Below are 13,389 nucleotides of genomic sequence, written 5' to 3'. Positions count from 1 at the left end.
GGTTTCCCTGGGAACGAGGGGGATTGACGCGAACAATCTGGTGCATCCAAGATCCCCCGTCAATCCGCTTGCGACCTATCGGAGGCTTTCGAACAGCTCGCCGGCTTCGGGCTGCTTCCAGACGACCCTGTTCGGGTCGCGCGGATCGGGCTTCCAGGGCACCGTGTGCGACGCGTATCCCGCGGTCCGGTCCATGGTCATGGCGAGGGCGGCCATCGTCTCCAGGTCGAAGTCCGGGTCCGTCTTGACCGACTTGGTGGCGGCTGCGAGGAATTCGCGTAGCTTGGCCGGCTCGTCCAGCATCGACTGGCCCTTCCTCAGCATCGCCATCAGGAGAATCATCTGGCGCTTGATCCGCTGAACGTCCGAGCCGTCGCCGTGGTTGCGCAGCCGCATGTATCCGAGCGCCTGCTCCCCGTCGAGCAGGTTCTTGCCCGCGGGGAGCTTCAGCTTGGACTTCGGATCGTCGATCGGCTCTCTGATCACGACCTCCACGCCGCCCAGGGCGTCGACCACCTCCTTGAAGGCGGCGAAGTCGAGCTCCATCATGTGGTCGATCCGCACGTCGGTGAGTGTCTCAAGGGTCTTGACGGTGCAGCTGAGCCCGCCCTTGTCGAACGCCGAGTTGATCATGTCGCGGCGGGGCGGCTCGGAGCCGCACCGAGGGATCTGGACCATGGAGTCCCTCGGGACGGAGATCGTGGTGATCTGCTTCCGGTCGGCGGGCAGGTGCACGAGCAGGATGGTGTCCGAACGGGCGCCCTTGCGGGACCGTGGGGTGCCCGCCTGGCTGTCCGTGCCGACCAGCAGGATGTTCATCGCCCCGGTCACCTTCGGCGGCCGGGCCCCGACGGGGGGCGGCACGGTCTCGTGACCGCTCAGCACCACGGTGGGCACGGCCACGGCGACCGCGGTGGCCGCCGCCGCGAGGGCCGTCACGAGCCAGCCGATCCTGCGGCGGCGGGGGCGCCGCTCGGTGAGCAGGCGGTTGCGCTGGCGGGCCAGCGTCGCCGGAGGCTCATGCTCCAGCTTCGCGCCGAGGTCGCGCAGCAGCTTCAGGTCGTTCATCGTCACGCCTCCTCCAGCAGCGGGTTGGTGTCACCGAGTGCCGCGCGGACCTTCCGCCTACCCCTGTTGAGGCGGGAGCGCACGGTGCCGACGGGTATGCCGAGCGCCCGGGCGACCTCCACGTAGCTGAGGTCGCCCCAGGCGACCAGTAACAGCACGTCGCGGTCCTTGGCGGGCAGCGCCGCCAGCGCGCCGACCAGCTCCGGGCGGACGGCCTGCGCGCTCACCCCGCTGGCCACCCGGTCGGCCGGGGAGTCCACGTGGTTGTCGGCAGGGGCCCGCAGCAGCGCGCGGTATCGGGCCGCCTCGGAGCGGTGGTGCCGGGACATGAGCTTGGTGAGGATGCCGAACAGCCACGGCCGCGCGTCGGTGTAGGACAGGTCGTAGCTGCGGCGGCGGGAGAAGGCCACCAGGAACGTCTCTCCGACGAGGTCCTCGGCCGGCTCGGGGCCGAGTCGTTTGGAGACGTACCGGTAGAGCATGGCGGAGTAGCGGTCGAACAGCTCGGCGAACGCCTCCGGCTGGGTCCAGGAGGCTCGCACGAGGTCGGCGTCCGCACCCCGGGTGGCGGGTTGTGTGATCATCTCCGCCCTTCTGTGGGGAAGTCGGTCAGGGATGTATCGCCACAACCCGCCTCATGGGTTCACCGAGGGCTACAGCTCCTTCAGGAAACCCCCGTCGACCGCCAGTTCTGTCCCGATCGTGCTGCCGGAACGCGGGGAGACGAGCTGGGCGACGGCGTCGGCGATCTCCTGGGGGTGGACCAGGCGGCCGGTGGACAGCTTCATCATCTCGGGTGCCAGGGTCGCGATGACGCTGTCACGGTCGGCGCCCGCCATGCCGGCGATGACGTCGGCCGCGCCGCCGTCCTTGGTCCACCAGTCGGTGAGCACGGGCCCGGGCGAGACGGTGTTCACCCGGATGCCCTGCGGGCCGTACTCCTCCGACAGGGCCTTGCTCACGTGGTTGAGCGCCGCCTTGGCGGCGCCGTAGTCGACGTTCATCGCCGACGGCTGGCGGGCCGAGCCCGACGAGACGTTGACGATCGCGCCGCCGCCGCGCTCCAGCATCGCCGGTACGGCGGCGCGCACCATGCGGAGCGCCGAGAAGAGGTTGAACTCGAACATCTCCCGCCAGTCGGCGTCGTCGGGGGCCATGAAGCCGACGCGGGGGAGGGTGACGCCGGGCGGCGGGCCGCCCGCGTTGTTGACGAGGATGTCCACGCCGCCGAACTCCTCGACCGCGCGGGCCACGATCCGGGCCGGCGCCTGCGGGTCCATCAGGTCGGCGGCCACGTGGACCACCTTGTCGGGCAGGTCGGCCGTGCGCGTCCGGGAGGTGGCCACGACGTGCGCGCCCTCCTCGAACAGGGTGCGGGCGACTGCCAGCCCGATGCCCTTGGAGGCGCCGGTGACGACGGCGACGCGGCCGGAAAGCTGCAGATCCATGGTGTTCCTTCTGCCGGGTGTCACTTACGCGGTGAGGAACACCGGCCGGCCCCTTCCGGTTGCGCGCATCAGCGGACACAGGTCCGAGGCGCGGGTCAGAGGACGAGGGTCAGAGGAACGGCGGGAAGGCGTGGCCGCGCCGCAGCCGTAGTTCGTGGAGCATCTGCTGGACCAGCTCACGCACGTGGTCGGTGAGCTCGAACACCAGCATCGGGTCGTCGGCGTCGGACGGGTCGTAGGCGTCGGTGTGCACCGGCTCGCCGAACTCGATCATCCACTTGGACGGCAGCGGCACCAGGCCGAGCGGCCCGAGCAGCGGGAAGAACGGCGTGATCGGCAGGTAGGGCAGGCCGAGCAGCCTTGCCAGCGACGGCAGGTCGCCGATCTTGGGGTAGATCTCCTCGGCGCCGACGATCGCGGTGGGCACGATGGGCACGCCGGCCCTGATGGCGGAGGCCACGAAGCCGCCGCGGCCGAACCGCTGCAGCTTGTAGCGCTCGGAGAACGGCTTGCCGACGCCCTTGAAGCCCTCGGGGAACACCCCGACCAGCTCGCCCTTGCGCAGCAGCCGGTCGGCGTCCTCGGGGCAGGCCAGCGTGTGGCCGGTCTTGCGTGCCAGGTGGCCGAGCACGGGAAGCTGGTAGACCAGGTCGGCGCCGAGCAGCCGCAGCGCCCGGTCGGCCTCGTCGTGCAGCGCCACCTGCAGCATGAGGGCGTCGAGCGGCAGCGTGCCGGAATGGTTGGCCACGACGAGCGCGCCGCTGTCGTGCGGCACGTTCTTGAGCTCGACGGTCTCGACCCGGAACCAGTGGTGGTAGAGCGGTCTGAGCAGCTCCAGCATGACCTTGTCGGTGAGCTCGGGGTCGTAGCCGAACTCGTCGACCTCGTACTCGCCGGTGACGCGCCTGCGCAGGAACGCCAGCGCCTCGGCCAGCGGGTCGGGTGCGGGCTCGTCGTAGGACGGCGCGTCGGTGATCGGGATCACCCGCGCCTCGTGGTCGGGGACGCTCACCGTCGGGCACCTCCCAGCGGACGGAGCTGCCGCGATCGCAGATAGTCGTCGAACGCCGCGCCGGTGGTGAACTTGGGCCGCCAGCCCAGCTCGGCCTCCAGCCTGCTGGGGTCGACCGCCCGGCCGTAGCTCATCAGCCGCAACTGCTCGGGCGAGTAGTCGACCAGGCCCATCTGCCGCACGGTGTTGCCCAGCATCCGGAAGGCCGGCGAGGGCAGCGGCAGCGACAGCCGGCCGGCCCGCCGCACGCACTGCGACAGCAGCAGCACGCCTGCCCCGGCCACGTTGAACGTGCCGGGGTGGTCTTCGGTCGCCGTCCGGCGCAGCACCTCGACCGCGTCGTCCTCGTGGACGAACTGCAGCCGCGGGTCGAAGCCGAACACGGTCGGCAGCACCGGCTGGGTGAAGTAGCGGGTCAGCGGCGAGTCGACGCCCGGCCCCATGAAGTTGGCGAAGCGCAGCACCGTCACGGTGACGTCGGGGCGGCGGCGCGCGAACCCGCGCACGTAGGCCTCGACCTCGGCCGCGTCCTTGGCGTAGCCGTGGACGGGGCCGTCGTGCGGCTCCAGGTCCTCGGTGAACACCGCCGGGTCCTTGGGGGACGAGCCGTAGACCGCGGTGGTGGAGCGCACCACGACCCGCCGGACGGTGGCCGAACGCTGGCAGGCGCCGAGCAGTTGCATGGCGCCGATGACGTTGTGCTCCTTCATCAGCGCCCGCCCGGCGTTCCGCGACGGAGCGCTGACCAGGCTCATGTGCACGACGGTGTCGATGTCGGCGTCCGCGATCACCCGCGCGATGTCGGGGCTGCGCAGGTCAACGCGGACGAACTCGGTCCGCCCGAGGGAGACGCCGCCCTCTCGCGTCAGCGAGGGCGGCGGCACGGTGTCGACACCGATCACACGACTGATGTCCGGGTCGGCCGCGAGAACGCTCGCCACCCGGGCGCCGATATGGCGCGAGACCCCGGTGACGAGCACGGTGTGGGTCATCAGCGCCTCGCAGCTGCGTCTGGTTACTTCTTGTTACGCCGCTGGATGCGCGTCTTCTTGAGCAGCTTGCGGTGCTTCTTCTTGGCCATCCGCTTGCGGCGCTTCTTGATCACAGAGCCCACGGGACCCCCAGGTGGTGATAGCAAGGCTGAACCGATGTGCGAGCGCACACCGGGTCACAGACTACCGGCGATCCACGGTAGATCGCCCCAAGGGGGTGGCCCGGCCGCGTTGCGCCGGCCGGGCTACGCCCGCGTCGGCCATTCGCGGTGTGGCCTCACCTGCGCGTCACACCGCTACTCCTGCGTCATCCTGCCTCGATGTAGGCCTCCCGGAGATAGTCGTGGACCGCCTGCTCGGGCACCCGGAACGACCTGCCGACCCTGATGGCCGGGAGCTCGCCGGAGTGCACCAGCCGGTACACGGTCATCTTGGACACCCGCATGACCGTGGCGACTTCTGCCACAGTCAGGAACTTCACCTCGCTGAGAGGTCTTTCGCCTGCACCCATCGGACGCCTCTTCCGCACGTGGTTTCCGGGTTATCCCCACTGGTGCCATTGCTCACGCACGTGTACTGCCGTCAGCGTAAGACGGGACTCCGAGTCGGCAAACCCCCCAGTTTCTCAGCCGCCGGAGCCGCGTGTCAGCCAGACCAGTAAAATGCCTGGTCAGCAGCTTGCCGAGCACCTCGCCTGATCGTTGGACCTGTCCAACTTGTCACACATAAGAGTCGCCCAGGACGTGTCAAAAGTTGGCAAAGGGACAGCGAGCCTCTTGGAATGCAGGCGCGAAAAGACCGTATCGAGCTGACCGTTTTCGACTCAGAGGGCTCGTGAGACTCCAGTGACGAGCCACTCGGTCAGCGGCGCGTAATAGCGCGGCAGCACGTTGTCGTCGAGGGGCACCACCACGTCGATCTTGCCCTCGGCCTCGCCGAGGAAGAGCCCCGGGTCGTTGGAGTCGGCGAAGGCCACCGTCGGCACCCCGGCCTCACCCGCGGCTCCGGCCCAGCCGTGGTCGGCGACGACCAGGTCCGGCGGCTCGTCGCCCAGTTCCTCCAGCATCCGCTCCATCGGGGCCGCGTCGTGGGTGTGCACGAAGCCGCCCCGGTCGTCGAGCATCGCCACCTCGTAGAGGTAGCGGACGCGGCGCAGGCGGCCGAACCCGGACCCGGTGTAGGACCAGCCCTCGGCGGGCGTCAGCAGCGTGGCCCCGTGCTCGGCGGCCAACCTGGCGAGCGGCAGGTGGACGGCCAGCAGGCCCGTGGGGTGACCGGTGGCGAACAGCAGCCGGGGCCGCTCGCGTGACAGCGCGGCGGCGATGCGGCCGGCCATGGCGTCGAGGGCGGCGATCGTCCGCTCGGGGTCGATGGTGTCCTGGCCGGAGCGGTGCCGCGGGTCGGCCACGACGCCCGCCGACTTGGCCATCAGCTCCAGGATGTCGCGGAAGGACCACGGCTGCTCGAACGTCAGGCCCAGCGCGTAGTAGGGGTCGCCGTTGGCCAGGGAGCTGTAGTGGTCGAGGTTGTTCTCTCGTGAGGTCGCGACATCGCCGGCGATGCGGGTGTGGATCAGGTGCTCGCGGAGTGCGTCACGACTCAGCACGGTTCCTCGCTAGGGGATCGGGTCGAGGCCGTGCAGGGGGAAGACCGCTTTGCGGGTCGCCATGATCGCACGGTCGATCGGGTCTGCTGGGTCATAACCACCAGACAAGTCCTGAAATTCCGGTGTACGTCCGTCGGTCATGGTGAGCGGCGCGACCTCCCCCGTACGCTCCTGCACGAGCCGGCGCCAGCCCTGGCCGGTGGGCGTCGCCGGGTCGAGCGGATGCCCCGCCACCTCGGCGATCAGGTGCGTCCAGGCCCGCGGCACCACCTGCACCAGCTCGTAGCCTCCCCCGCCCGTCGCGATCCACCGGCCGCCGGCCGTCTCGTGGGCCAGGCGGTGCAGCGCCACGTAGGCGGCGCGCTGGCCGTCGAGACTGAGCATCAGGTTGGCGAGCGGGTCGAGCGCGTGGCTGTCGCAGCCGTGCTGCGTCACCAGGATCTCCGGCGCGAACTCGCGCAGCAGCGGCGGCACCACCGCCTCGAAGGCCCGCAGCCAGCCGGAGTCGCCGGTGCCCGCCGGGAGGGCCACGTTGACGGCCGTGCCCCCGGCGCCGGTCTCCTCGGGATAGCCGGTGCCCGGGAACAGCGTGCGCGGGCTCTCGTGCAGGCTGATCGTCAGCACCCTCGGATCGTCGTAGAACAGCGCCTGCACGCCGTCGCCGTGGTGCACGTCCACGTCCACGTACGCCACCCGGCGGGCGCCCTGGCGCAGCAGCCAGGCGATGGCCAGGGCGGGATCGTTGTAGACGCAGAAGCCGCTGGCCGTCGACGCCATCGCGTGGTGCAGTCCGCCGGCCACGTTGACCGCGTGCTCGGCCGTGCCCTCCCAGACCGCGCGGGCGGCGGCGAGCGAGGCGCCGGCGATGAGCGCGGAGGCCTCGTGGACGCCCTTGAAGGAGGGGTTGTCGGAAGTGCCGAGCCCGGCGGACAGGTCGGGCGCGCCGGCGGCGGAGCAGCGCCGGACCGCCTCGATGTAGCCGCGGTCGTGCACCATGGCGAGCTCGTCGTCGGTGGCGGGGACGCAGCCGGCCAGCTCCACCTTGTCGAGCACGCCCAGCTCGCGGGCGAGCGCCATCGTCAGCTCGACGCGGACGGGGGCGAGCGGATGGCTCGGGCCGAAATTGTATGAGGTGAGAGCGTCGTCCCAGATGACCCGTGCTGTCCGACTCATACGCACTCCCGTCCCTCGCCCTGGGGCCGACGTTACCGCAGCGTCACAGGGCCCCGTCCCCCTGGTGACGCCGGTGATCAAAGCGAGATGTCTCCCCTTTTCCACGTATGGTCTGATCATGCGCTGGGAACGTCGTGCCGAGGCCGCATGGCGTTTCGTCCGCCGCCCCCGCGTCCTCGACACCACGCTCGTCGTCCTGCTCGTCACCGGCGGACTCCTGGCCGCCGCCACCGCGCTGGCACAGGGGAACCCGGAGCTCGCCGCCGGCGCCGCGCACCTCACCGTGTCGGTCCTCCCCCTCCTCGTCCGCCGCGCCCACCCGGTCGCCGTCGTCGCCGCCGTCACCGTCCTGGACCTCCTCGGCCTGCTCACCGGCGTGACCCGGGGCAACAACCTGCCCATCCTGATCGCCCTCTACAGCCTCGGCCGCTACTCCACGGGCCGGACGGCCGTGGTCGTCGCGGTGGCCGCGTCGGTCGCCTACAACGCGGCGCTGCTCCCGCTCGCCCTGCGGGCGGGCGCACCGCCCGCCTGGCTGGCCACCACGTTCTCGTTCCTGGTCTTCATGGGCCTCGGCCAGTTCGTCCGCGTCCGCGCCGAACTGCGGGAGCGGGGCCGCCGCGAGGCGGCCGAGGAGGCTGTCCGCGCCGAACGCCGGCGGATCGCCCGCGAACTGCACGACGTCGTGGCCCACCACCTCAGCGTGATCAACGCGCTCGTCGGCGGCGCCCGCGCCACCCTCCCACCAGGACACGACGTCACCCGTGAGGCGCTGTCCAGCGCGGAGGGCACCGCCCGGCAGGCGCTGACCGAGATGCGCCAGCTCCTCGACGTGCTGCGGGCCGACGGCGGCGAGGGCGACGGCGCCGCCACCGGCGTCGGCGCCGCCCGCCTCCCCGCGCTGGTCGAGGAGGCCAGGACCGCCGGCCTGCCCACCACCCTGGCCGTCCGGGGCGAGGCCGCACCCCTGCCCACGGCCGTGGACCACGCGGTCTACCGCATCGTGCAGGAGGCCCTGACCAACACCCGCAAACACGCCGCCGGAGCCCGCGCCGACGTCATCCTCACCTACCGGCCAGAGGCCGTGGAGGTGGAGGTGGTGGACGACGGCGTCCCCGGGCACGCCGACAGACAGCCGGCCGCGTCGCCCGGGTTCGGGCTCGGCGGCATGGCCGAGCGCGTGGCACTGTGCGGCGGCGAACTGCAGACCGGCCCGCGCCCGGCAGGCGGCTTCCGGGTGCGCGCCCGCATCCCCCTGGAGCAGACATGATCGCGGTCCTGCTGGTCGACGACCACGCGCTGGTGCGCATGGGCTTCCGGCTGATGCTGGACGCGCAGCCGGACCTGCGCGTGGTCGGCGAGGCCGCCGACGGGGCCGAGGCGGTCGAGCGGTGCAGGCGGCTCCGGCCCGACGTGGTGCTGATGGACCTGCACATGCCCGGCGTGGACGGGGTCCGCGCCACCGAGCGGATCACCACCGAGCTGCCCGGCGTGCGGGTGCTGGCGCTGAGCACCTTCGACCTGGACGAGAACGTGGTGGCCGCGCTGCGGGCCGGCGCCGACGGGTTCCTGCCCAAGGACGTCTCCCCCGAGGAACTGGTCGAGGGCGTGCGGGTGGTGCACCGGGGCGAGTCGGCCGTGGCGCCCCGCCTGCTGACCCGCCTCATCGGCACGTTCGTCCGGGCCGAGAACCCCCGGCGGCCGGGCGCCAGCCTGGAGCTGAGCGGCCTGACCGAGCGGGAGCGCGAGGTCCTCGTGCTGATCGCGCGCGGCCGGTCCAACGGCGAGATCGCCGCCGACCTGGGCGTCTCCCCCTCCACGGTGAAGAACCACGTCACGAGCCTGTTCGCCAAGCTGGCCGTCAGGGACCGGGCCCAGGCCGTGATCGCCGCCTACGAGGCCGGGCTCGTCACCCCTGGAGCGTAGGACCGCGCTCCCACCACCCCCGGGACAGAACGGTTCCCCGGCAGGAAGAAGTCGCCCGTCCACGCCGCCACGCTGGACACATGACCTCGATACGGGCGACGAACCTCACCAAGCGTTACGGCGGGACCGTGGCCGTGGCGGACCTGTCCTTCGACGTCGAGCCCGGCCGGGTGACCGGTTTCCTCGGGCCCAACGGCGCGGGCAAGTCCACGACCATGCGGATGATCCTCGGGCTGGACCGGCCCTCGGGCGGCGCGGCGCTGGTGGACGGCAAGCCGTACCAGGAGCTGAGCCACCCCCTGCGCAAGATCGGCGCGCTGCTGGACGCCAAGGCGGTGCACGGCGGGCGCAGCGCGCGCAACCACCTGCTGGCCATCGCGCAGAGCAACGCCATCCCGTCGCACCGGGTCGAGGAGGTGCTGGACACCGTCGGCCTGCGCGAGGTGGCCGGACGGCGGATCGGCGGGTTCTCGCTGGGCATGTCGCAGCGGCTCGGCATCGCCGCCGCCCTGCTCGGCGACCCGGAGATCCTCATCTTCGACGAGCCGGTCAACGGGTTGGACCCCGACGGCATCCTGTGGATCCGCACGTTCATGCGCGACCTCGCGGCCGAGGGCCGGGCGGTCTTCGTCTCCAGCCACCTGATGAGCGAGATGGCGCAGACGGCCGACCACCTGGTGGTGATCGGCAAGGGCCGGCTGATCGCCGACACGAGTGTGCGGGAGTTCATCGGGCGCAGCTCCCAGGGGTACGTACGGGTGCGCTCGCCCCGGCTGGCCGAGGTGGCCGAGCTGGTCAGGGTCGGCGAGCCGCACCCCGACCACCTGCGCGTGACCGCGATGACCCCGCTGGAGATCGGCACGCTCGCCGCGCGGGCGGGGCTGCCGCTGGAGGAGCTGACCTTCGTCCAGCCCTCGCTCGAAGCGGCCTACATGGAGCTCACCAAGGACAGTCTGGAGTTCTCGTCGTGATCGACATCCTCAGGTCCGAATGGACCAAGATCCGCTCCGTCCGCTCGACCGTGTGGACGCTGGCCATCACCGCACTGCTCATGGTGGGCCTCGGCGCGCTGCTGTCGGGCTCGGTGGCCGCCTCCGAGGACGGCCCGGTCGATCCCGTCTCCGCGACGCGGATCAGCCTCAGCGGCATCATGCTCGCCTCGATGGGCACGGCCGCGCTCGGCGTGCTCGTGATCTCCGGCGAGTACCGGACGGGAGCCATCCGCACGACGCTCATGGCCGTGCCGCGACGCCTCAAGCTGCTGGCCGGAAAGATCATCGTGTTCACGGCGGTGGCGCTGACCGTGAGCATGGCCGCCGCGCTCGCCAGCTTCCTGATCGGGCAGGCCATCCTCGACGGCGCGACGCTCGGCGACCCGGGCACCGTCCAGGCGGTCGCCGGGACCGGGCTCTACCTGACGGCGTGCGGCCTGTTCGGGCTGGCGCTGGGCGCCCTCATCCGGCACACGCCGGGCGCGATCGTCTCGGCCGTCGCCCTGATCCTCGTGCTGCCCCCGCTCACCAACGGGCTGCCCGGCCGGTGGGGGCAGCTCGTGCGCGACCACTTCACCTCGAACGCCGGCATGGAGGTGGCCTTCCCCTCCGAGGCCAACCAGCTCGGCCCGTGGAGCGGCTTCGGCGTCTACCTCGCCTGGATCGCGATCGTGCTGATCCCCGCCGCGGTCCTGCTGCGTCGCCGTGACGCGTGATGCGCCGTTGCCCCGGTGCGATGACCCGGGTCCACTTCCGGGGTCGGCCGGAACCCGGGATCAGCCGGAGGGTCGGCCGGAGCGCGAGGTAGGCCGGAGGGTCAGCCGGAGGCGAGCTGGCGGCCGCGGTCGCGGGCGGCCTCGATCGCGGCCAGGAAGGCGGCGCGCACGCTGTGCCGTTCGAGCTCGGCGATCGCCGCGATCGTGGTGCCGCCGGGCGAGGTCACGGCCTCGCGCAGGATCACCGGGTGCTCGCCCGAGTCGCGCAGCATCACGGCCGCGCCCACGATCGACTGGGTCACCATGTCGAGCGCGGCCGCCCGCGGCATGCCGAGCAGGATGCCCGCGTCGACCATGGCCTCGACCAGGTAGAAGAAGTAGGCGGGCCCGCTGCCGGACAGCGCGGTCGCGGCGTCCTGCTGCGACTCGGGGATGCGCAGCACCTTGCCGACGGGCTTGAGCAGGTCTTCGGTGTGCCGCAGGTGCTCCTCGCCGGCGTGGGCGCCGGCCGAGATGACGCTCATCGCCTCGTCGAAACGGATGGGCGTGTTGGACATGACCCTGACCACGGGCACCTCGACGCCGAGGCGCTGCTCGACGAACGCGGTGGTGATGCCGGCCGCCGCGCTGATCACCAGGCGGCCGGCGGGCACGTGCGGGGCGATCTCGCCCAGCAGCGACGCCATGTCCTGCGGCTTGACGGCGAGGATCAGCGTCTCGGCGGCCTTGGCGGCCTCCGGGTTGGACATCGTGCGCACGCCGTAGGTCTCGCGCAGCGCCTGCGCGCGCTCCGGCCGGCGGGAGGTGGCCACGATGTCGGCCGGCTTGAAGCCCGCCCGCAGCAGCCCGGACAGCAGGGCCTCGCCCATCTTGCCCGTGCCCAGAATCGCAATCACGCCAAGCAGCCTATCGGCTCGCTAACTCCTGCTCAGCAGCGAGCGGAGGAAGAAGGCGAGGTTGTGGGGGCGCTCGGCCAGCCGGCGCATGAGGTAGGGGTACCAGTCGTCGCCGTAGGGCACGTAGACCCGCACCTGCGCGCCCAGCCTGGCCAGCCGCCGCTGCTCGGCGGGCCTGATGCCGTAGAGCATCTGATGCTCGTACGCCGAGAAGTCGCGCCCGTGCAGCACCGCCAGCGCCGAGGCGATCTCGACCAGCCGGGGGTCGTGCGTGGCGACCATGGGGTGGCCGGAGCCGGCCATGAGCACCCTGAGGCAGCGCACGAACGACCGGTCGATGTCGGCCGGCGAGGTGTAGGCGCCGGGCGCCGTGTAGGCGCCCTTGCACAGCCGCACCCGTGCCCCCTCGGCGGCCGCGAGCCGGGCGCAGCGCTCCTCCGCCTCGGGCAGGTAGGCCTGGACGACGACGCCGACGGAGGGGTGCTCCTTGCGCAGCGTGGCGTGCACCGAGTGCAGCCCGGCGATCGTGTCGTGCTCCTCGGCGTCGAGGGTGAGCGTGATGCCGCGCAGGGCCGCGTGCTCGCAGATGGTGGCGGCGTTGTCGAGCGCGAGCTGCTCCGACAGCCGCAGGCCCAGGGCGGTCAGCTTGACCGACACGTCGGACCCCTCGGGCAGGCGGCCGAGCAGCGCGAGGTAGGCGCGCACCTCGCCCTCGGCCTGCGCCCGGTCGGTCACCTCCTCGCCCAGGTGGTCGGCGGTGACGAGCAGCCCGTCGCGGGTCAGCTCGGAGACGACCGCGCCCACGTCCTGGGCGACGTAGCGCCTGACCACGTCCCTGGTCAGCGGAGAGGTGGACACGAGGCGCTCGACGCGCTCGCTCCTGGAGGCGGCTAGCAGGACCTGACGAAGCACGTAACCACCCTAGTCCTCGCGTCCGGTCGGGCCCGCCGCATCCGGTCGTGAACCGCTCGGCGGCGCGGTCCGTCGTAGGGGTATGCGAACGATGACAGCGACTCTTCTGGCCGGATGTCTGCTCGCGGCGAGTTGCGGCACGGAGACGCCCGACGGGCGTGCCGCCTCGTCCACCGTCCCCTCCTCCAGCACGCCGGTCTCCGCCACCGCGGTGTCCACCGGCACCGCGTCCACCGGCACCGCGTCCTCAACGCCGCCCACCGGCGGGCCGGCCAAGGGACCGGAGCCGGTCAAGCCGACGGGCGACGCGATCGACGTCCGCAAGGTGCGCTGGACGAAGGCCAAGCCCGTCGCCAAGGGCCGCAAGGTGCAGCTCGTCTGGATGTCGGGCGTCGCGCCGTGCACCGTGCTCGACCGGGTCAAGGTCACGGAGACGCGCAAGCGCGTCACGATCACCCTGTACGAGGGCACCTCGCCCAAGGCGAAGAACGTCTCCTGCATCATGATCGCCATCGAGAAGACGACCACGGTCAAGCTCAAGGCCCCGCTCGGCAAGCGCCGGATCGTGGACGGCGCCAAGAGCTGACACCCACGGCGATTCGAGCACGCCGACGGCGAACATGAGGGAATGCGCAGGCCGTCCTTGGG

The 13,389-nt window shown here is 71.6% G+C and carries 16 protein-coding genes; 5 read left to right on the top strand and 11 right to left on the bottom strand.

The window, feature by feature from the left end; translation table 11 throughout:
- Positions 1-75 precede the first annotated feature (75 nt).
- The 9 genes from ACGF0J_RS12425 to ACGF0J_RS12385 form a co-directional block, all read right to left on the bottom strand.
- Positions 76-1,068: an LCP family protein gene (locus ACGF0J_RS12425; protein WP_393144871.1), complete on the bottom strand. Its 993-nt coding sequence runs from the start codon at positions 1,066-1,068 to the stop codon at positions 76-78.
- A 2-nt stretch (positions 1,069-1,070) separates the two neighbouring features.
- Positions 1,071-1,652, bottom strand: coding sequence for an RNA polymerase sigma factor (locus ACGF0J_RS12420; RefSeq protein ID WP_393144869.1), 582 nt, complete (start codon positions 1,650-1,652; stop codon positions 1,071-1,073).
- 69 nt (positions 1,653-1,721) lie between these two features.
- Positions 1,722-2,516, bottom strand: a complete 795-nt coding sequence (locus ACGF0J_RS12415; RefSeq protein ID WP_393144867.1) for an SDR family NAD(P)-dependent oxidoreductase — start codon at positions 2,514-2,516, stop codon at positions 1,722-1,724.
- A 109-nt stretch (positions 2,517-2,625) separates the two neighbouring features.
- On the bottom strand, positions 2,626-3,501 hold the full coding sequence (locus ACGF0J_RS12410) for a lysophospholipid acyltransferase family protein (RefSeq protein ID WP_393144983.1): 876 nt from the start codon (positions 3,499-3,501) through the stop codon (positions 2,626-2,628).
- Between the two features lie 23 nt (positions 3,502-3,524).
- Entirely contained in the window at positions 3,525-4,520 is a 996-nt protein-coding gene (locus ACGF0J_RS12405; protein ID WP_393144865.1) for an NAD-dependent epimerase/dehydratase family protein, read from the bottom strand.
- Positions 4,521-4,543: 23 nt separating this feature from the next.
- Positions 4,544-4,642: a 30S ribosomal protein bS22 gene (locus tag ACGF0J_RS12400; protein ID WP_018654693.1), complete on the bottom strand. Its 99-nt coding sequence runs from the start codon at positions 4,640-4,642 to the stop codon at positions 4,544-4,546.
- Positions 4,643-4,827: 185 nt separating this feature from the next.
- The gene (locus ACGF0J_RS12395; RefSeq protein WP_026214222.1) at positions 4,828-5,031 is read right to left on the bottom strand and encodes a helix-turn-helix domain-containing protein; all 204 of its coding nucleotides are present in this window, start codon (positions 5,029-5,031) and stop codon (positions 4,828-4,830) included.
- A gap of 312 nt (positions 5,032-5,343) precedes the next feature.
- Positions 5,344-6,126: a phosphatase gene (locus ACGF0J_RS12390; RefSeq protein ID WP_393144863.1), complete on the bottom strand. Its 783-nt coding sequence runs from the start codon at positions 6,124-6,126 to the stop codon at positions 5,344-5,346.
- A gap of 9 nt (positions 6,127-6,135) precedes the next feature.
- The gene (locus ACGF0J_RS12385) at positions 6,136-7,299 is read right to left on the bottom strand and encodes an acetoin utilization protein AcuC (protein ID WP_393144861.1); all 1,164 of its coding nucleotides are present in this window, start codon (positions 7,297-7,299) and stop codon (positions 6,136-6,138) included.
- A 118-nt stretch (positions 7,300-7,417) separates the two neighbouring features.
- On the opposite strand from ACGF0J_RS12385, the gene ACGF0J_RS12380 reads away from it, so the two are divergent.
- The 4 genes from ACGF0J_RS12380 (at position 7,418) to ACGF0J_RS12365 (ending at position 10,933) form a co-directional block, all read left to right on the top strand.
- Entirely contained in the window at positions 7,418-8,569 is a 1,152-nt protein-coding gene (locus ACGF0J_RS12380; RefSeq protein ID WP_393144859.1) for a sensor histidine kinase, read from the top strand.
- Positions 8,566-9,225 (top strand): response regulator, encoded by a 660-nt coding sequence (locus ACGF0J_RS12375; RefSeq protein WP_393144857.1) that lies wholly within the window; start codon positions 8,566-8,568, stop codon positions 9,223-9,225. Before ACGF0J_RS12380 ends, ACGF0J_RS12375 begins: the two co-directional genes overlap by 4 nt.
- Before the next feature lie 80 nt (positions 9,226-9,305).
- Positions 9,306-10,196, top strand: a complete 891-nt coding sequence (locus tag ACGF0J_RS12370) for an ABC transporter ATP-binding protein (RefSeq protein ID WP_393144855.1) — start codon at positions 9,306-9,308, stop codon at positions 10,194-10,196.
- Positions 10,193-10,933 (top strand): ABC transporter permease subunit, encoded by a 741-nt coding sequence (locus tag ACGF0J_RS12365; RefSeq protein ID WP_393144853.1) that lies wholly within the window; start codon positions 10,193-10,195, stop codon positions 10,931-10,933. The genes ACGF0J_RS12370 and ACGF0J_RS12365 overlap by 4 nt, the downstream gene beginning before the upstream one ends.
- A gap of 101 nt (positions 10,934-11,034) precedes the next feature.
- Here the strand turns inward: ACGF0J_RS12365 and proC are convergent, their stop codons facing one another.
- Both proC and ACGF0J_RS12355 read right to left on the bottom strand, forming a co-directional pair.
- Positions 11,035-11,829, bottom strand: a complete 795-nt coding sequence (gene proC, locus ACGF0J_RS12360) for a pyrroline-5-carboxylate reductase (protein WP_393144851.1) — start codon at positions 11,827-11,829, stop codon at positions 11,035-11,037.
- Positions 11,830-11,850: 21 nt separating this feature from the next.
- On the bottom strand, positions 11,851-12,741 hold the full coding sequence (locus tag ACGF0J_RS12355; RefSeq protein ID WP_393144849.1) for a proline dehydrogenase family protein: 891 nt from the start codon (positions 12,739-12,741) through the stop codon (positions 11,851-11,853).
- 91 nt (positions 12,742-12,832) lie between these two features.
- On the opposite strand from ACGF0J_RS12355, the gene ACGF0J_RS12350 reads away from it, so the two are divergent.
- Positions 12,833-13,327 (top strand): hypothetical protein, encoded by a 495-nt coding sequence (locus tag ACGF0J_RS12350; RefSeq protein WP_393144847.1) that lies wholly within the window; start codon positions 12,833-12,835, stop codon positions 13,325-13,327.
- Positions 13,328-13,389: the final 62 nt, after the last annotated feature.

Source organism: Nonomuraea sp. NPDC047897 (assembly GCF_043204415.1).
Classification (GTDB): Bacteria; Actinomycetota; Actinomycetes; order Streptosporangiales; family Streptosporangiaceae; genus Nonomuraea.
The sequence above is the reverse complement of the archived record's forward strand: the minus strand, read 5'-3'. Positions and strand labels throughout refer to the sequence as shown.